This window comes from Verrucosispora sp. WMMA2044 (genome assembly GCF_027497155.1).
Taxonomy (GTDB): domain Bacteria; phylum Actinomycetota; class Actinomycetes; order Mycobacteriales; family Micromonosporaceae; genus Micromonospora; species Micromonospora palythoicola.
The window spans coordinates 2300871-2319102 of the sequence record NZ_CP114913.1 but is presented as its reverse complement, the minus strand read 5'-3'; the positions used below and the strand labels follow the sequence as shown (position 1 = coordinate 2319102).

Genomic DNA, 18232 nt, shown 5'->3' with positions numbered 1-18232 from the left:
CCGGTTCACAGGCCACGGGCGAACAGTGCCAGGCGTACCCGGTTGGGGCTGCCCGTCTTGGTCATCAGGCTGGTGATGTGGGACTTGACCGTGGTCACGCCGATGTGCAGCCGCTCGGCGATCTCGCCGTTGGACAGCCCGTCGGCGACCAGGTCGAGCACCTGCTGCTCCCGGGCGGTCAGCCCGGTGACCGGCGTCGGCGCCCCGGTGCGGGCGTGCACCGCGCGCCGCACCAGCCGGCGCAGCACCTCCGAGCTGAACGGGCTGTCGCCGGTCGCGGCGCGGCGCACACCGTCGAGCAGCTCGGTCGGCGGCGCGTCCTTGAGCAGGAAGCCGCAGGCGCCGGCCGTCAACGCCGGATAGAGGTGGTCGTCGTCGCCGAACGTGGTCAGCACCAGGACGCGGGCACCGGGACGGTCGGCGAGGATCCGGCTGGTCGCGGAGATCCCGTCGACGCCGGGCATGCGCAGGTCCATCACCACGACGTCGGGCACCAGCCGGGCGGCGAGGGCGATCGCGTCCCGGCCGTTGTCGGCCTCGCCGACGACCTCGATGTCGGGCTGGGCCTCGCAGAGCATGCGCAGGCCGGCGCGGATGAGGTGCTGGTCGTCGACAAGCAGTACCCGGATCATGTGCGCTCCGTCGCTGCCGGGCCGGCGGGCAGCACGGTGGCGACCCGCCAGCCCGGTCCGGTCGGTCCGGCCGTCAACTGTCCGCCGAGGACCTCGACGCGTTCGCGCATGCCGGTGATGCCGTGGCCGCCGCCGACCGGCACCGGGGCGGGCACCCTGCCGCGACCGTCGTCGACCACCTCCCAGTGGACGGCGCCGTCGACCACGGTCACCGACAGTCGCGCCACCGCGTCGGTACCGGCGTGCTTGGCCACGTTCGTCAACGCCTCCTGGCTGAGCCGTAGCACCGCGAGGCCGCGTACCGCGTCGAGGCTACCGACCGCCGGGTCGATGTCGGCGATCACGGCGATCCCGGCCTGCCGGGCCCGGTCCACCGTGGCACCGAGCGCGGCCGGTAGCGCCGACGGTTCGATCGCGGTCAGTGCGGCGTCGCCGCGTACGCCGTCGGGGTCACGCAGCACCGCGACCAGCCGACGCAGGTCGGCAAGGGCCGCGGTGCCCGTGCCGTGCACGTCGTCGAAGACCGCGCCGACCCGGGGATCCAGGTCGGTGAGCACGTGCCGGGCCACCCCGACCCGCAGCACCATCGACGCCACGTGGTGCGCGACCACGTCGTGCAGCTCCCGGGCGATGGCGCCGCGTTCGTCGGCGCGGGCGGCGCGGCTCTCCGACTCGCGCCGCCGCTGCTCCTCCTCGGCCCGCCGCCGCGACTGCTGCCCGAGCTCCCGGGTGGTCCGGATGACCAGCCCGAGCAGCACTGGCACGCCGACCTCCGGCAGCAGCCCGAACACACCGGAGAGCAGGCGCGGCAGCGGGTCACCGATCGAGTCGGTCAGGTCGACCACGGCCAGCAACCCGGCCGCCAGCCAGATGGTCCGGCTCCGGTGGGCGGCCATGGTCAGTTCGAGCAGCGCCCAACTGGCACCCACCTGGTTGATCGTGAAGTCGTCGACCAGCCAGATCGCGACCGCCAGCAGCGCGGTCTGGGTGAGCATGTTGGCCAGTGGCCGGTGGTGCAGCGAGAGTCCGACCGCGAAGGCCAGCACCGCGAGCACCCACTGGACGGTGGTCGGTGCGGACATGGTGCCGAAGAACAGGTAGCCCAGGCCGGAGAGGATGAGCAGCACCATCCGCACGAGGCTGTCGCGCGCGTCGAACAGTCGTCCCACCCAGCCCACGGCCTCAGCCTAGGTGTCGCGGTTCGCGGCCAGAAGTCGCCGTCGGCGGTGCCCATCTGGCGCGGACGAGCAGATAGGCGGCCAGGCCGAGCGGCCCCAGCAGGATCGTCGACACCAGCACCGGTGCCATCACCAGCGGGGGGACCGCCCGTTCCCGGCTGTCGAGCCAGGCCCACCGGCCGACGAACAGGTCGAAGGCGATCATGTGTGCCCAGGCCGCCGCGGCGCCCTCGGCTCCGCCCAACAACTCCCGTACGCCGTCGAGGGTGGGCGACACCACGGCCGGCAGGACCTCGCCGAACGCCGGGATCACCAGCACCGCGTAGATCACCACGGCCGGGAGCACGATCAGCGGCGACCGGATGATCCGGTGGGTCACCCGCCAGGTCGGCAGCAGGATCATCAACGCCCAGAAGGGTGCCGCCACCGCGAAGGTCAGCGTGAACAACGTGGCACTCACGCCGTCACCTCCGTCCGCTCGTCACCCTCGACCCGCTCGCTGTGCGGTCCCGCCGGGCCCGCTGGCCGGTGCTCGCCGCCGGCCGGAGCCCCGCTGCGGGCCAGCACCGCGCCGGCAGCGGCGACGGTCACCACCGCCAGCGTCGCGACGGCGGTCAGGGTGAGCGTGTCCGGTCGCAGCAGCGGCTGCCCGCGTAGCGCCTGCCAGGTCAGCAGCACGGTCGCCGCACCATAGCCGACGCCCAGCACGAGCAGCAGCCGCGCCCGGGTGCGCTCGTCCAGCCGACCACCGGCGATCCGGCTCAGCAGCAGCGCCAGGATCGGCAACACCTGCATCCCGTGCAGCCCCACGAAGTGCCCGATGCGCAGATCCCCGCCGGTGGTGCTCCAGCCGACCACCGGCAGCCCCGGCCCCCCGTCGGCCACGCCCACGCTGTGTGCCCCGGCGATGCCTTCGATCACGGGAGCCTGTGCCGGCAGGGTCATCGGTACCGCCACCAGCATGCCGAGCGCCGCCAGCCCGAGCCCCAGACCGATCGCGTACCGGCCGGCGCGGCCGGCGACCGGCTGCCGCAGCACCGCGACACCGATGACCACGTGCGCGACGAACAGCACCATGATCGCCGCGCCCATCAGCTGCCACAGCACGGCGTTCAACGGGGTGGTCTCGTTGTAGTGGCTGGTGGTGCCGCGGATCACCTGCCCGACGATGACGCACATCTCCACCACACCCATGGCGACCACCACGGTGACCGCCCACTCCGCGATCCGGCTGCGCCGACGCAGCAGCGAGAGCAGCCAGGCCAGGGTGCCGCCGTACAGCACGAAGGACACCGCGAACTTGAACGGCTTGAGCCAGATCGGCGCGCCGGTCACGACCCGCTGGTCGGCCACGATGCCGACCGCGCAGACGACGGCGAGCACCGCCATTGCCGAGACGAAGACCATCAGGGGGCGGTGCCGGTTCATCCGCCGCGACAGGTTGTCAGTCATGCCTGTAGATGCTCGTCGGCGTACGGGTCGACGTCGCCCGACCACTGGCCCCGACCACGGCCGATGGTCGGATGGCCGTCCCCTACCCGGGTAGGAGAGAAACCCCGTCCTGCGGCAGGGCCCAACGCCTCTGTCGACAGCGCGGCGGCGGTGCGAGGCTGGACGGGCAGGGAGGCAGGCGATGACCACCAGAGCTTCGAAACGAAAGTCACAGTGGACGGTCGGCGACGTGATGACAGGTGACGTCGTGTCGGTGCGGCCTGACACCTCGTACCGCGAGGTGGTCGACACGCTGATGGGCAGGGGGGTGAGCGCCGCGCCCGTGGTGGACCCGGACGGGCGCGTGCTCGGCGTGGTGTCCGAAGCCGATCTGTTGCACAAGATCGAGGCTGCCGGGGACGAGCGGCACCGCCGGATCATCGGCGTTCGTCGGGTGGCGGCGAAGGCACAGGCCACCGTCGCCGCCGACCTGATGACCGTGCCGGCGGTCGTGGTCGAGCCGACATCATCGGTCGCCGCGGCGGCTCGACGGATGGAGGCGGCACGGGTCAAGCGGATGCCGGTCGTGGACGCCGACCGACGGCTCGTCGGAATCGTGTCACGGCGGGACCTGCTGCGGATCCACACCCGGCCGGACGAGGAGGTCAGCGCCGACGTCGTCGACATCGTCCTGCGCGGCCTGTGGATCGCCCCGGACACCGTGACGGTAGGCGTGGCGGACGGTGTGGTGACGTTGTCCGGCACCGTCGAGAGTCGCAGCCTCGCCGGTATGGTGGCCGATCACACGGCCAGGCTCGCCGGTGTCGTCGAGGTGGTCGACGAACTGGACTGGGAACGCGACGACTCGGAGTTGATCGAGTCGCGGGGCTACGCGTTCGGCTCCGCCGAGCGCCTCATGCGGCCCTCGCGTGACTGACCACCGGCTCCGGCACCCGCACGGGGCGCAGCACCCGACCCGGCGGGTGGCGGGTCGAGGACCCGGCTGGTACCGGGGCGACGTCCACCTGCACACGGTGCGCTCGGCCGGCGGCGAACTCACCCCCGGGCAGCTCGTCGCCGCCGCCCGCGAGATCGGGCTGGACTTCGTCGCCACCACCGAGCACAACACCGCCGCCGGGCACGGTGACTGGAGCCGGCACGCGGGCGACGACCTGCTGGTCATCCTCGGTCAGGAGGTCACCACCCACACCGGCCACTGGCTCGCCCTCGGCCTGGAACCCGGGCACCAGGTCGAATGGCGCTACGGCGTACGTGACGACGTCGTCGACCGGCACCTGGACCTGGTGCGCCGATCGGGCGGTCTCTGCGTGGCCGCCCACCCGTACGCGCCGTACGAGTCCGGAACCCTGGCCTACCCGTACCGGTGCTTCGACGCGGTCGAGGTGTGGAACGGACAGTGGCGTTCGGACCTGCCGTGGAACGCCGACAACGAGGCGGCGTTGGCCGAGTGGGGCCGCAACCTCGCTCACGACATCCATCAGGGACGGTGGTGGCCGGCGCTCGGCAACAGCGACACCCACCTCGCCGGTCAGCTCGGCACCCCGCACACCGTGGTCTACGCCGAGGAGTTGAGCGTCGAGGCGATCCTCGCCGGCCTGCGCGCCGGCCGGAGCTGGATCGCCGGCTCCGCCGCCGTCGACCTGGCGTTCGCCGCCACGACAGGTGACCGCGTGGTCGGCGTGGGTGAGCACCTGGACACCGGCGGCGCACCGATCGAGGTACGGGTGCGGGTGTCCGGGGCACCGGCCGGCACCGTCAGTCTGCACACCGAGCGCGGCACCGTGCTCCGCGAACGACTGCCCGCGGACGGCTCGGGCACGGTCCGCTGGCACACCACCGCGCGGGACAGTGGCTTCGTCCGGGCCGAGGTGCGCAATCCGGACCGGCGGATGGCGGCCCTCACCAACCCCGTGATCCTGGCCTGACCGGCGCCGCCCGCCGCCGTGGTGCCGGTCGACGCCTCGCGCGGCGGGTCGGCGCGGGGCCGGCCGCGCGGCGTACGTGGCGGCTCAGCGCGGCGCAGCGTACGCCAGCGGGGCCCGTACGTCGTCCCAGGTACCGGTCAACGTGGCGCCGGCCGGCGCGGGGGCGGATCCGGGGCGGCGGATCACGGCCATCTCGACGGTGTCGGTGACGATGAGCGTCGGGTCGCCGTCGACCACCCGGCGCACCGCGCCGACCGTTGGCACGTCGACCGCGGGCGCGTCGCTGGTGATGCCCATGCTGGGCGGGCGCACCTCGCGCCGGCCGTCGACCTCGAAGTACTCCTCGGCCTGCCCGGTGCCGGCCAGGATGGCCTCGGCCAGGGCGGCCGCGTACACCGGGTCGCCGACCGCGTCGTAGACCCAGCGTCGGCCCAGCACCGAGTGTTCGGTGGTGCCCACCAGCCACTCGTCGGCTCCGTCCAGTGGTGTCCCACGGTAGGTCAACGGCACCTGGTGCACCGGCCCGTCGCCGCCGCGTACCAGGAGGGTCTCGATGCCCACCTGCCCGGCCGGGTCGTCGAACCGGTACGCGGCCACGCGTGCCACCTCGGCACCGCCCGTGTACCAGTTGCGGCTCGGCAGCCAGGCCGCCAACAGTTCCAGCTTGCTGGGACGGATGTCCGCTCGGTGCAACAACGCCATGAGCCGCATCGTACGCACCACCGGAATTCACCTCCGGCGGGTTCCCGTCCGCGGATGGCGGCGCGGCGGTGTTGTGGCCTAGCATCTCGGGCCAGTACAACGTCGAGCCCAACGCGGGTTCCCCCCGACCCGCCGCCGGTGCCGCCGCCGGGTTGACGGCCCGCGGGAAAGGCACCCCTCGTGAAGATCGTGGCCGCCGACGTCATCGTCACCAGCCCGGACCGCAACTTCGTCACCCTGAAGATCACCACTGAGGACGGCCTCACCGGCCTCGGCGACGGCACGCTGAACGGACGCGAACTCTCCGTCGCCTCGTACCTGCGCGACCACGTGGTGCCGTTGCTGCTCGGGCGCGACGCCCACCGCATCGAGGACGCCTGGCAGTTCCTGTACCGTTCGGCGTACTGGCGGCGCGGGCCGGTCACCATGGCGGCCATCGCGGCGGTCGACGTCGCGCTCTGGGACATCAAGGCAAAGGCCGCCGGGATGCCGCTCTACCAGCTGCTCGGCGGCGCGTCCCGCACCGGCATCATGGCGTACGGTCACGCCTCCGGGCGGGATCTGCCGGAGCTGTTCGACTCCATCCGGGCCCACCTCGATCTCGGCTTCCGGTCGATCCGGGTGCAGACCTCCGTGCCGGGCATCAACGCCGTGTACGGGGTGGCCACCCAGCCCAGCGCCGACGGCAAGCGTTACGACTACGAGCCGGCGCAGCGCACCCCGTTGCCGGCCGAGGAGGACTGGGACACCCGGGCGTACCTGCGGCACCTGCCCGGCGTCTTCGAGGCGGTGCGCAGCGAGTTCGGCCCCGAGCTGCCGTTGCTGCACGACGGGCATCACCGGATGACCCCGATCCAGGCCGCGAAGCTGGGCAAGGCCCTCGAACCGTACGACCTGTTCTGGCTGGAGGACTGCACCCCGGCGGAGAACCAGGAGGCGCTGCGGCTGGTCCGGCGGCACACCACCACGCCGCTGGCGATCGGCGAGGTGTTCAACACCGTCTGGGACTACCAGACGCTGATCCGGGAACAGTTGATCGACTACGTACGCTCCGCGGTCACCCACACCGGCGGGATCACCGCCATGCGTAAGCTGCTCGACTTCGCCGCGCAGTACCAGATCAAGTCCGGCATCCACGGGCCGACCGACATCTCGCCGGTCGGCATGGCCGCCGCGCTCCACCTCGACCTGGCCATCCACAACTTCGGCATCCAGGAGTACATGCGGCACGGCGCGCTCACCAACGAGGTGTTCCGCCAGTCGTTCACCTTCACCGACGGCTACCTGCACCCGGGTGAGCAACCGGGCCTCGGCGTCGAGCTGGACGAGGAGGCGGCCGCCCGGTTCCCGTACCAACCGGCGTACCTGCCGTTCAACCGGCTCCAGGACGGCACCGTCCACGACTGGTGACCCGCCCACCTTAGGCACGGAGTTGGGCGTGGGGGTGGGTTTGGGGTTTTTCGCGGTGCGGCGTCGGAAAGCGGTTCACCATCTGTTCGGATGGCCTTGGCCGGGTGACGCGACGGCAGGTGAGCGGGCGTGCGGGAGACAGCGGTCGAGCCGGTCGTCGGTGGTGACGACGCCGGCCTGGCGGAGCAGGTGTGGCGCAACGCGGCCGAGGATCCGGACGCGGTGCAGTTCGTCCGGCCCGACCCGGACCCGAGGTCGTGGCCGGTGCGCCGCTCGGGCCGCGGTGGCGCCCTGCCGGTGACCTGCCGGCAGTTCCGCGACGACGTGGCGGCGGTGGCCCGCGGTCTCGTCGCCGCCGGCATCGGGCACGGCCACCGGATCGGGTTGCTCAGCCGCACCCGGTACGAGTGGACGCTCGTCGACTACGCGCTCTGGTCGATCGGTGCGGTGACCGTGCCGATCTACGACACCTCCAGCCCCGACCAGATCCGCTGGATACTCGGCGACTCCGGTGCGGTCGGCTGCGTGCTGGAGACCGCCGACCACGCCTTCACCGTGGCCGAGCTGCGCTCCGAACTGCCCGGGTTGCGGCAGACCTGGCGCATCGACGCCGGCGAGCTGATCGAGCTGGTGGCGCGGGGCCGCGCCGTCGACACCGCCGAGGTGGATGCCCGCCGCGCCGTCGTCACCGGCGACGACGTCGCCACCATCGTGTACACCAGCGGGACCACCGGCCCACCGAAGGGCTGCGTGCTGGCCCACCGCAACCTGTCCGCCGACGTCGGCAACGCCACCGCGGTGCTGCCCGAGTTGCTGCACCCGGGTGCGTCGACGGTGCTGTTCCTGCCGCTGGCGCACGCCTTCGCCCGGCTGATCCAGATCGGCATGGTGCACAACCGCGCGACCATGGTGCACAGTGCCGACATCTCCGGGGTCCTCGACCAGCTACGCCGGTTTCGGCCCACCTTCATCCTGGCCGTGCCCCGGATGTTCGAGAAGATGCGCGACCAGGCCCGGCGTACCGCCGAGGACACCCACCGGGGGTGGCTCTTCGACCTCGCCGAGCGGGCGGCCGTGCGGTACAGCCGCGCCCTGGAAACCCCGGGCGGGCCCGGGAGGCTGCTCCGCCTGGCGCATCTGGTGTTCGACCTCGCCGCGTACCGCCGGCTGCGGGCCACCCTCGGCGGGCGGTGCCGGCTGGCCATTGTGGGCGGCGCGCCGCTGGGGGAGCGGCTGGGGCACTTCTTCCGGGGGGCGGGCATCACGGTGCTGGAGGGGTACGGGTTGACCGAGACCTCCCCGGCGCTGACCGCGAACCTGCCGACGGCGATGCGCATCGGCACGGTCGGGCGGCCGCTGCCGGGGGTGGAGATCCGCATCGCCGACGACGGTGAGATCCATGCCCGGGGCGAGGTGGTGTTCGGCGGGTACTGGAACAACCCGGAGGCCACCAGGGAGGCGTTGACCGACGACGGCTGGCTGCGCACCGGTGACCTGGGCACGATCGACGACGACGGTTTCCTGCGGATCACCGGACGGACGAAGGACATCATGGTCACGGCCGCCGGCAAGAATCTGGCGCCCGCGCCGATCGAGGAGCGCATCCGGGCGCATCCGCTGGTCAGTCAGGTGATGCTGGTGGCCGACGGCCGGCCGTACCCCGCCGCTCTGGTGACGGTGGACCCGCAGGCCTGGACGCGCTGGCGGGAGCAGCACGGGCATCCCGGTGCGTCGGTGTCCGCGTTGCGGGACGACCCGGAGCTACGTGACGAGATCCAGGTCGCGATCGACCGGGCCAACCGCAGCGTCTCCCGGGCCGAGCAGGTCAAGACCTTCCGGATCCTGTACCGGGATCTCACCGAGGTGGACGGGGAACTCACCCCCACCCTCAAGATCAAGCGGGAGGCCGTGCAGGACCACTTCGCCGACGACGTGGCCGCCCTGTACCACGGTCACTGAGGCCGGTGCCGCACCACCGCCCAGCCGGTGCTGATCAGGAACAGCGCGGCGCTGTAGGTCGCCATCACCAGCACGCCGTGCCCGGGCACCGTCGTACCGGCCGCGCCGAGACCGATCAGCAGGTCCGAGACGAGGAACAGGCCCCCGCCGAGCGCGACCCGTCGGCCGAGGGCGGTGGCGGTCGCCGCCATCAGGCACAGCGCCAGGCTGTACCCGAGCACGGGTAGCCGCAGCTCGCCCAGCCGTGGCCACAGCACCGCGTTCGCCACCGCCCACAGCGCCAGGTATCCGGTCACCGCCGCCGGTCGGGGCCGGCGGCGAGGCACGAAAGCGCTGACGAAGGCCAGTTGCGTACCGAGGAAGCAGCCCATGCCGACCAGGAACGCGACGTCCGACGGCACCAGGAGTGCGACGTCCCCGGCGGTGGCGAGGGCCAGTCCGACCGCGATCGGGACGTCCGCCGCGCGGATCCGCCACAGCCAGGCCAGCAGCAGCGGCGCCAGCAGCGGCTTGGCCAACCACTGCACCTCGGGTACGTCGGTGGCGACGGCGACCAGTTCGACGCCGACCACGACGGCGAACGTCCAGAGCAACGCCGAGTCCCGGTGCGGCCACCGCTGCCGTACGCCCATGGGTCGCCGCTCCGGGCCGGTGCTGCTCGTCGCGGCGGTCACCGGGCCGGCTGCCAGCCCGGTCGGCGCAGCAGGTAGCCGATCCGCTCCCGCCACGAGCTGGCGGTGCGCAGATCCCGCCAGATCGCCGCGTACTCGTGGGTCGCCACCCGCAGCGGGTTGTAGGTGCCGATGTTCTTGGTCAGGCCGTACCGGACCGCGTCCCCCTCGGCCTGGAAGGTGCCGAAGATCCGGTCCCAGACGATCAGGATGCCGCCGTAGTTGCGGTCCAGGTACTCGGTGTTCGAGCCGTGGTGCACCCGGTGGTGGGAGGGGGTGTTGAACAGCAACTCGATCGGCCGGGGTAGCAGATTGATCCGCTCGGTGTGCAGGAAGAACTGGTAGAGCAGGCTGATCGACTGCTGTAGGAAGATCATCCACGGTGGGATGCCGAGCAGGGCCAGACCGAGCCAGAAGGGCAGGGAGGTCATCGGCATCCAGCTCTGCCGCAGCGCCGTGGAGAAGTTGAAGAACACGCTGGAGTGGTGCACCACGTGCCCCGCCCACAGCAGACGGACCTCGTGGTGCGCCCGGTGGAACCAGTAGTAGGCGAAGTCGTCGGCGAAGAACAACAGCACCCAGACCCACCAGTCACCGGGGGAGAGGCGCAACGGCGAGATGGTGTACGCGGCGGCGTACAGGCCGATCGTGAGCAGCTTCCACGGCACCCCGATGACCTGGCTGCCGGCGCCCATGGTCAGGCTGGTTGCGGTGTCCCGGGCCTCGTAGCCGCGCTCGGCGTCATCGGGCGCGAACCGGTACGACAGCGCCTCGACGGTGATGAGCAGGAGGAACGCGGGGATGGCGTAGAGCACGGCGGGGATCATGCCCGGCTGTCCTTTCTGGTCGGAGCGGTCAACGCGGCGGTGAGCAGGGACCGGGCCTGTTCGGCGGCCTCGACGTCCCGGCCGTCGGCGATGGCCGAGGCCAACCGGCGGTGCCCGGCCACGTCGAGCAGTTCGGTGGCGCGCCGCTGCGGCGGCACCTCGGCCACCGCCAGGGCACCGGCCACCAGACTGTTGAAGGCCAGCAGGTACGCGGTGTTGCCGCAGCCGTCCAGGATGAGCCGCCACACGGCGATGTTGGCCTCACCCATGGCGGTCAGGTCGGGCGCGAGGTCGGCGAACTCCTCGACCGCCCGTAGGATCCGTCGTCGCGCCACGTCGTCGGCGCGCCGGGCGCACAGGCGGGCGGCGTCCACGCCGATACAGGCCCGCATGTCCATCATGTCGCGTACCAGGGTGGCGACCGGCAGGACGTCGCCGGAGCGTACGAGTGACAGCGCCAGGTCCAGGCCGGCGTGCACCCGCCAGTCCAGCACCCGGGTGGCTCCGCCCTGACTGATCCGGACCAGGCCGAGCTGCTGCAACCGCCGCAGCGCCTCCCGTACCGCGTGCCGGTTCACCTCGAAGGCCGCTGCCAACTCCCGTTCGCCGGGCAGGGCGTCGTCGGTGCGGTACGTGCCGCTGACGATCGCGTCGCGCAACTGTCCGAAGACCAGGTCGGAGACGGAGGCCCGGGTGACGGGGACGAATGCCATGCCAGGCAGTGTGGCTCAGCACACATCAACCCGTCAACTGGTTGGACCAGTTGGCGACCGCGGATCGACACGCCCGTGGCTCGTGACCATGCTGTCGCGGTGAGTTAGGGTGCGTTCGCAGTGGGTGGCGGTCGGGTACGGGAGGCGCCGGTGCGGAGACGACGGCCTGGCCTCGTCCGGGCGGCCCTGCGACTCGGGTTCCTGACCGTGGTCGCCGGGGCGGCGTGGTACGCCTACGACGTCGCCGTGACCGATGTCGCCCAGGCCGGCGGGAAACCGCCGGCCGCCGTTGGTGACGAGCGGGCCGCCGATCGCGACGAGGCTGCTTCCCGCGCCGCCGACCTCGTTCGCGGCCTGCTCGCTCCGGTCCTACCTGGCCGATCTGGCTCTGATGGTGCACCTGCCAGCGACGTCCAACTCCGGTCGGATCCGTCCGTCCTGGCCCACCCGCCCCGGGACCGCCCGCCGCCGGCCCCACCCGCGCCGCCGGCCCGTCCACCCAGGGCCGATCCGCCCCGACCGCACTCATCCGACGAGCCGGCACCACCCGTCGACGCGGGGCCGGCGGGTGGGCAACCACGGCAGGACGCCGCGCCACCGGCCGACGCGACGACGCCGGCTGGGCAGGTGCCGCCGTCGACCGGTCGGAGCGCGGCGAGACCGAAGCCGACCTCACCTCGGGTAGCGACCGGGACGCCGCACGCGGCACCGCCAGCGAAGCCCTCCGCCACGCGGCCCAGCGCGAGCAGGCCCGACGACCCGTCGGCGCGGCCGCCCGCGCTGCCCGAGGCCGAAGCCGGGCCGCTCACCGCCGTGCTCGCAGAGCTGCTGTGCCCCGCGTCGCCGCTGCTCGACTCCGTCGTGGCGGGGACGGACCCGGTCCTCCGGGAGCTGACGCCGGTCCTCGACCTGCTGGAGCCGGTCCTCGACGTGCTGGAGCCGGTCGTGGAACTGCCCCAGCCCGCCCCGACTCCGGCGGACCCGACCCCTCACCCCAACCCGGACCCCACCATGCCGCCGGCACCGGCAGATGATCCCACGCCACCGGCACCGGGGGCCGAACCCGCGCGACCGGGCAGCCCCGACCGGATCGGCCTCGGTCCGGACAGCGCCCGACCACTCGGCGCCGCCGACCACCGCATCCGTCACCTGTCCGACTACCCGGCGGCATCGCTGTCGGCCCCCGACCAGGGGGCCGTCGACGGTGGACAGCACGACCGGAACCGGCAGGCCGACTCCACGCCGGACACTCCGCCCTCGTCACCGGCACCCGGCACCAGCGGCGCCGAGCCGGCGCCGAACTCGCACAGCGGTACGGCCGACCTGGCTGCGGCCGGCTGGTCGCCCCCGCCGGTCAGCGGTCGGGTGACCCGATCGACGCGTGACCGGCGGCAGCCCTCCCGCTCGCCACGTCCGCGCAGCCGGCCCGCCTGACCGGAGCGCAGGTCCCGTCCACGCCGCCCCGCCGGTCGTGGTCGCACGCCGCGGCACCCTCCGACGGCCGCACACCGCGGACCGTCCCCGGGCCTGCGCGCCTGTCTCCGTGGCGCGGGCCCGTCACCGTCCTATCGACCTCAGCCTCGCCAGGAGTAGTCATGCACGTCAACCTGCCGGTCAACCGTGCCCGATGGTGCGATCTCGACTGGATCGTCGACCTGCTCACCGCCACCATCGTTCCGACCCACCTCGGCGCGTGGCTCGTGCCCGACGAGCGGCGGCGCCCCGCCGTGATCGCCGCCGTCGCCCGCATCTGGACCGAGCACGCCCTGCTGTTCGGCGACGCGTTCCTGCTCCGGGACGGGACCGCCGCCACCGTCTGGTTCCATCGCTACCGCCCGATCCCGCCGCCACCTCGCTACGACGAGCGACTCGACGACGCCAGCGGAGAACACGCCGTGCGCTTCCGGCGGGTCGATCACCTCCTTGCCGCACGGCGTCCCGCCGAGGCGCACAACCACCTCGCGTTTCTCGCCGCCCCGCCGGATCCCGACCGGGCCGGTCAGGCCGCCGCCGTCCTCGCCGGCAGCCACCGCCACATGGACAACGTCGGCCTGCCGACGTACGCGGAGGCGCACGGCGACGACGACCTCCGGCTCTACCGCCGGCTGGGCTACCGCAGCCGGCAACGCCTGTCGTGTCCCGGCGGGGCCACGGTCAACCTGCTCTGGCGACCGGTTCGACCGGTACCGATCATCCCGTCCACCCTCGCGACCCGACCGGTACGACCCGCGGGGGCAACGACACCGAACCGACCCCTCGTGGTGGCCGTCGACGTCGCCGGAGGAGGAGCCGGGGCCCGCCGCTGACCCGCCATGCGGCGGAGCCACCGTGCGGGCCGACCTCGACCGGCCCGCACGGTGGCTCCCGTCGACGGCCGGTGTGACCGCCGGCGTCAGCCCTGGGCGGTCGGTGACGGCGGAGCACTGCCGCCCTGGGGCGCCTCGGTGGACATCAGCTCCACCACCGCCTTGCGGTCGGCCGCCGACGGCAGGCCCCAGCCGGGCCGGTACCCGTACACCTCGCGCAGCGGGGTGGCGCTGGTCCGCCCGCCGAGAATCTCCACGGCGTCGGCGTCGATCAGCCCGGGATGCTCCACCCCGCACGCCTCGGCGACCTTCATCAGGTCCCGGCGCAGCGTCTTGATGTAGTGCGCCGCCCGGACCGCCTTCGATGCCGGGTCCAGCCCTCGGGTCAGCCAGGCGTTCTGGGTGGCCACACCGGTGGGGCAGGTGTCGGCGTGGCACTTCTGCGCCTGGATGCAGCCGATCGCCAGCATCGCCTCCCGCCCCACCGCCAGCATGTCGCAGCCGAGCGCGAACGCGACCACCGCGTTGTCGGGTAGACCGAGCTTGCCGGATCCGACGAAGACGACCTGCTCGTGCAGATCACGTTCGGCGAAGACGGGGTAGACGCGGGCGAAGCCCTGCTGGAAGGGCAGCGACACCGAATCGGTGAAGATCAGCGGCGCGGCACCGGTGCCGCCCTCGCCGCCGTCGATGGTGACGAAGTCGACGCCCCGGCCGGTGTCGCGCATCAGGTCGGCCAGCTCGGTCCAGAAATCGAGGTCACCCACGGCCGACTTGATACCGACCGGCAGACCCGTCTCGGCGGCCAGGAGTTCCACCCAGTCGAGCAGGCTGTCGCAGTCGGAGAACTCCGCGTGCCGCGACGGACTGACGCAGTCCCGCCCGATCGGGATCCCCCGACTGGCGGCGATCTCCGCCGACACCTTCGCCGCCGGCAGCAGGCCACCCAAGCTGGGTTTGGCCCCCTGACTGAGTTTGATCTCCAGCGCCCGTACCGGCGCGCCGGCCACGGCCTCCTTGAGCCGAGCCAGGTCGAAGCGGCCCTGATCGTCACGGCAGCCGAAGTACGCGGTACCCAGCTGCAGGATCAGCTCCCCGCCGTGGCGGTGGTACGCCGACAGCCCGCCCTCGCCGGTGTTGTGCAGGCAGCCGGCGATCGCCGCGCCTCGGTTCAACGCCTCGACGGCCGGACCGGACAGGGAGCCGAAGCTCATCCCCGAGATGGTCACCACCGACTCGGGGCGGAAGGCGTGGGTACGTCGGCGGGCGCCTCCCAGCACCTTCGCCGCCGGCAGCCGTACCTCGTGCCCGATCGTCGGCGTCGAGGCAGGGACCGCCCGGCCGAAGGTGCGGTGCTTGATGACCGGGTATCCCGGGGTGTACTCGATGTCGTTGTCGGTGCCGAACCCGAAGTAGTTGTTCTGCCGTTTCGCCGAGGCGTACACCCAGCGGCGCTGGTCCCGGGTGAACGGACGTTCCTCGTTGTTGCCCGCCACGATGTACTGGCGCAGCTCCGGGCCGATCGATTCGAGCAGGTAGCGGGCCCGACCCAGCAGCGGAAAGTTGCGCCTCAGCGCGTGCTCGCGTTGCAGCAGATCACGGGCGGCGAGCGCGGCGAGCGCGGTGACGGCGGCGGGTACGGCGTGACGGGCCCATCTCATCCCGCCACACTTTCCGCCGCCGCCCCCGGTCAAACGTCGGGGCGGTGCAGCTCAGGGCCGGTCGGCCGCACCAGGCGCAGCGGAAGGCCGCCGACCGTGCCCACCGGACGACTCGCCAGGTATCCACCCGGTGAGGTCGGTGCACCCGCCGGGCCGATGGCGTCACCGGCGGCGGTGGCGATAATGATCGCGTGTTCAGCGGCACCGTCCACTTGCGCCTGTCGCGGATAGTGGCGACATGAACGGTTGGCAGGTCTCCGGCTACACCCCGGTCCGTCGGCTCGGTGCCGGTGCCTCCGGCAGCGTCGATCTCGCCGTGCACGACGCCACCGGCACCGCGGTGGCGATCAAGTATCTGACCACCGGGCCCGACGACGAGCTGTTGCGGGCCGACTTCCGGGACGAGGCGCGGCGGCTTGCCGACATCGACGACCCGCACATCTGTAGCCTCTACGAGTACGTCGAGGCGTCCGGCGGTGCGGCGATCGTGATGGAGTTGGTCAACGGCGTGTCGCTGCGCCAGATGCTGCGTGCGCAGGGCCCCACCACACCGGAGTCGGCGCTCTGCGTGCTCAAGGGTTCCCTGGCCGGGCTCGGTGCGGCGCACGCGCGCGGCGTGGTGCATCGTGACTACAAACCCGAGAACGTGCTGGTGACTGCCGAGGGCACGAGCAAGCTCGCCGACTTCGGCATCGCCATGCCGGTCGGTGCCGCCTCCGGTGGCACTGTCACCGGCACCCCCAGCTACATGGCTCCCGAGCAGTGGTCCGGTGCGCCGGCCAGCCCGGCCTGCGACATCTACGCCGCCACCGCCACCTTCTTCGAATGCCTCACCGGCCACCCGCCGTTCGACGGGCGGGATCTGGCCACACTGCGCCGGCAGCACATCCGGGCGCCGATCCCCACCGATCGGGCGCCGCGCCCGGTGCACGGCCTACTGCGCGACGGGATGGCCAAGCGGCCCGACGACCGTCCACAGCCCGCGCAGGTCTTCCTCGCCAGCCTGGAAGAGGTAGCCGCCGGTGCCTACGGGGACGACTGGGAGGAACGAGGGTGGCGCGAGCTGGCTCGCCGGGCAGCGCTGCTGGCGGCTCTGTTTCCGTTCCCGGACGGCAGCGGGGGCGGCATCAGCGTGGCCAGCACGGCGGTCGGTGTCTATGCGCCGACACCGGTGGGCGAGGCCGCCGGCGGATCCGTACCTCGACGGACCGGACGGTCCCGGGCGGCGCTGGTCGGGTCCGGCCTGGTGGCGGCGATGCTGGTCGGCGTTGCCGGGCTCAGCTACGCCGGGAAGGACGAGCCACCGTCGGTCGGTGCGGCGGCGGCCACCGAGGCCCGCACGGATCTGACCGCCGGGACCGTCCCGACCGTCGGAGTTCCGGCCGCACAGCAGCCGACGCCAACGTCCGACGTGCCGACGGTCGGCACCCCCGGTCCACCCACCCCGACCGGTACGGGGACCGTCCCGACGGGCGGCACAACGGTCGAGCCGAGCCGGTCGGTGCGTCCCCCGGGCGGCTCACCGACCGTGACGCCGGTGCCCACGTCGTCCACCAGTCCCGCACCGCCGTCGGACACCACCGCGCCCACCGTCGACCGGGTCACCGCGAGTCCGACCGAACTGGATCCGGCGGGCTGCCCGTTCGGACCGACCGCGAGCACGGTCACCGCGCTCGTCGCCGACGACCGTACCGACTCGGGTGAGCTGCGGGTCCGTCTGCGCTACACGCTCGAAAAGCGTTCGTACGAGCAGAACATGGCTCAGCTGCGTGGCGGCCAGTTCCGGGGCGTGCTCGGCGACCTGCCCAGGCCTGGAGCGACCACGCGGATCCCGGTCGCGGTCCTGGCCACCGACGCCGTCGGTAACACCACCAGCGGTGCGACGGTGCACGTGACGCTCTACTCCTTCTGCACCCCCGGCTGACCAGCCGCCCCCGCACCCAGGCCCGCGACGAACGCAGGAGACGACAGCGTGAATCAGCCGGACGACGACGCCACGGAGGCCCTGCCCACCCAACGGGTACCGGCCGAGCGGACTGTCACCCTGCCCGCACACCCGCCGTCCGTGACCGCACCTAAGGCGTCACTCGACGGTGCGGAGCCGACGCTCTCACTCGACCGTGCGGAGCCGACGCTGTCGCTGGCTGGGACCGGGGGAGACACGATGGCCGCGAATGTCACGGTCGGTACGCGTACCGGCGGCACGGCCCTGCCCGCGCCCGGCGGCGAGCTGCGGTTCGGTCCCGGCGTGCCGGTCGCCCCGCCAGCGGCACCGGCCTGGCCGGCACCCGCGCCGCCGCGCCGGCCGTCACCCTGGCGTCGTTTGACCACCGTGCTCTCCGCGCTGCTGAGCCTCGCACTGCTGACCGCGGTGGGGTTGTGGATCTGGCAGCGACTCAGCCCGCTGGAGATCGCCGATGTAACCGCGAGCGTGCCCCGACCGGCCGGCGCACGCTGCGACGTCACCGTCGACGTGGTCGCCACCGTGCGAACCAACGGCAGCGCGGGCGTGATCGAGTATCAGTGGCTGCGGACCGGCAGTGCGCCAGGTGCTCTGCTCACCGAGCGCGTCGGTCGGGGACAGCGTAGCGTCACGCTGACGTTGCGCTGGTCGTTCACCGGGGTCGGCAGCACCACGGAGACCGCGACGGTGAACATCGTGTCGCCGGCACCGGCGCAGGCGGCGACCGAGGTCAGCTACGCCTGTCCAGGCTGACTCCGCCAGGCCGGTGGTCGGATGCGTCTGGGGCTGGGACGCCTACCCGCCCCGGGATGCAGCGGCCCCGTCCTGATCGC

17 protein-coding genes are annotated in these 18232 nt (G+C 72.6%); 8 read left to right on the top strand and 9 right to left on the bottom strand.

From position 1 onward, the window contains the following. Positions 1-5 precede the first annotated feature (5 nt). The 4 genes from O3597_RS10455 to O3597_RS10440 are packed head-to-tail and all read right to left on the bottom strand — an operon-like array spanning position 6 to position 3262. Entirely contained in the window at positions 6-632 is a 627-nt protein-coding gene (locus O3597_RS10455) for a response regulator transcription factor (RefSeq protein ID WP_281603998.1), read from the bottom strand. Further along, complete coding sequence (locus O3597_RS10450) at positions 629-1810, bottom strand: histidine kinase (RefSeq protein WP_281603997.1); 1182 nt, start codon at positions 1808-1810, stop codon at positions 629-631. The genes O3597_RS10455 and O3597_RS10450 overlap by 4 nt, the downstream gene beginning before the upstream one ends. Before the next feature lie 4 nt (positions 1811-1814). Then, positions 1815-2270 (bottom strand): ABA4-like family protein, encoded by a 456-nt coding sequence (locus tag O3597_RS10445; protein WP_281603996.1) that lies wholly within the window; start codon positions 2268-2270, stop codon positions 1815-1817. Continuing rightward, complete coding sequence (locus O3597_RS10440) at positions 2267-3262, bottom strand: hypothetical protein (RefSeq protein WP_235944640.1); 996 nt, start codon at positions 3260-3262, stop codon at positions 2267-2269. The genes O3597_RS10445 and O3597_RS10440 overlap by 4 nt, the downstream gene beginning before the upstream one ends. 181 nt (positions 3263-3443) lie before the next feature. Between O3597_RS10440 and O3597_RS10435 the strand changes: the two genes are divergently transcribed. Both O3597_RS10435 and O3597_RS10430 read left to right on the top strand, forming a co-directional pair. Then, positions 3444-4178: a CBS domain-containing protein gene (locus tag O3597_RS10435; protein ID WP_281603995.1), complete on the top strand. Its 735-nt coding sequence runs from the start codon at positions 3444-3446 to the stop codon at positions 4176-4178. Then, a complete protein-coding gene (locus tag O3597_RS10430; protein WP_281603994.1) occupies positions 4171-5187 on the top strand; it encodes a CehA/McbA family metallohydrolase in 1017 nt (338 codons plus the stop codon). Before O3597_RS10435 ends, O3597_RS10430 begins: the two co-directional genes overlap by 8 nt. Positions 5188-5271: 84 nt before the next feature. Here the strand turns inward: O3597_RS10430 and O3597_RS10425 are convergent, their stop codons facing one another. Next, on the bottom strand, positions 5272-5889 hold the full coding sequence (locus O3597_RS10425) for a hypothetical protein (protein WP_281603993.1): 618 nt from the start codon (positions 5887-5889) through the stop codon (positions 5272-5274). A 180-nt stretch (positions 5890-6069) separates the two neighbouring features. Here O3597_RS10425 and manD point away from each other — a divergent pair, with 180 nt between their 5' ends. Both manD and O3597_RS10415 read left to right on the top strand, forming a co-directional pair. Continuing rightward, the gene (manD, locus tag O3597_RS10420) at positions 6070-7299 is read left to right on the top strand and encodes a D-mannonate dehydratase ManD (RefSeq protein ID WP_164446848.1); all 1230 of its coding nucleotides are present in this window, start codon (positions 6070-6072) and stop codon (positions 7297-7299) included. Positions 7300-7428: 129 nt separating this feature from the next. Beyond that, a complete protein-coding gene (locus O3597_RS10415) occupies positions 7429-9258 on the top strand; it encodes an AMP-dependent synthetase/ligase (protein WP_281603992.1) in 1830 nt (609 codons plus the stop codon). Here O3597_RS10415 and O3597_RS10410 read toward each other — a convergent pair. The 3 genes from O3597_RS10410 to O3597_RS10400 are packed head-to-tail and all read right to left on the bottom strand — an operon-like array spanning position 9252 to position 11469. Further along, positions 9252-9932 (bottom strand): lysoplasmalogenase, encoded by a 681-nt coding sequence (locus O3597_RS10410; RefSeq protein ID WP_281603991.1) that lies wholly within the window; start codon positions 9930-9932, stop codon positions 9252-9254. The genes O3597_RS10415 and O3597_RS10410 overlap by 7 nt on opposite strands. Next, positions 9929-10756: a sterol desaturase family protein gene (locus O3597_RS10405; protein WP_281603990.1), complete on the bottom strand. Its 828-nt coding sequence runs from the start codon at positions 10754-10756 to the stop codon at positions 9929-9931. The genes O3597_RS10410 and O3597_RS10405 overlap by 4 nt, the downstream gene beginning before the upstream one ends. After that, positions 10753-11469 (bottom strand): GntR family transcriptional regulator, encoded by a 717-nt coding sequence (locus O3597_RS10400; protein WP_164446845.1) that lies wholly within the window; start codon positions 11467-11469, stop codon positions 10753-10755. The genes O3597_RS10405 and O3597_RS10400 overlap by 4 nt, the downstream gene beginning before the upstream one ends. 150 nt (positions 11470-11619) lie before the next feature. Here O3597_RS10400 and O3597_RS10395 point away from each other — a divergent pair, with 150 nt between their 5' ends. Together O3597_RS10395 and O3597_RS10390 are read left to right on the top strand one after the other, a co-directional pair. Beyond that, positions 11620-12903 (top strand): hypothetical protein, encoded by a 1284-nt coding sequence (locus O3597_RS10395; protein ID WP_281603989.1) that lies wholly within the window; start codon positions 11620-11622, stop codon positions 12901-12903. Between the two features lie 161 nt (positions 12904-13064). Continuing rightward, on the top strand, positions 13065-13775 hold the full coding sequence (locus tag O3597_RS10390) for a hypothetical protein (RefSeq protein ID WP_164446843.1): 711 nt from the start codon (positions 13065-13067) through the stop codon (positions 13773-13775). A gap of 86 nt (positions 13776-13861) precedes the next feature. Here the strand turns inward: O3597_RS10390 and O3597_RS10385 are convergent, their stop codons facing one another. Continuing rightward, positions 13862-15436 (bottom strand): FMN-binding glutamate synthase family protein, encoded by a 1575-nt coding sequence (locus O3597_RS10385; protein ID WP_281603988.1) that lies wholly within the window; start codon positions 15434-15436, stop codon positions 13862-13864. 238 nt (positions 15437-15674) lie between these two features. Here O3597_RS10385 and O3597_RS10380 point away from each other — a divergent pair, with 238 nt between their 5' ends. Further along, positions 15675-17360: a serine/threonine-protein kinase gene (locus O3597_RS10380; RefSeq protein ID WP_281603987.1), complete on the top strand. Its 1686-nt coding sequence runs from the start codon at positions 15675-15677 to the stop codon at positions 17358-17360. A gap of 48 nt (positions 17361-17408) precedes the next feature. Further along, positions 17409-18152: a hypothetical protein gene (locus tag O3597_RS10375; protein ID WP_281603986.1), complete on the top strand. Its 744-nt coding sequence runs from the start codon at positions 17409-17411 to the stop codon at positions 18150-18152. Positions 18153-18232: the final 80 nt, after the last annotated feature.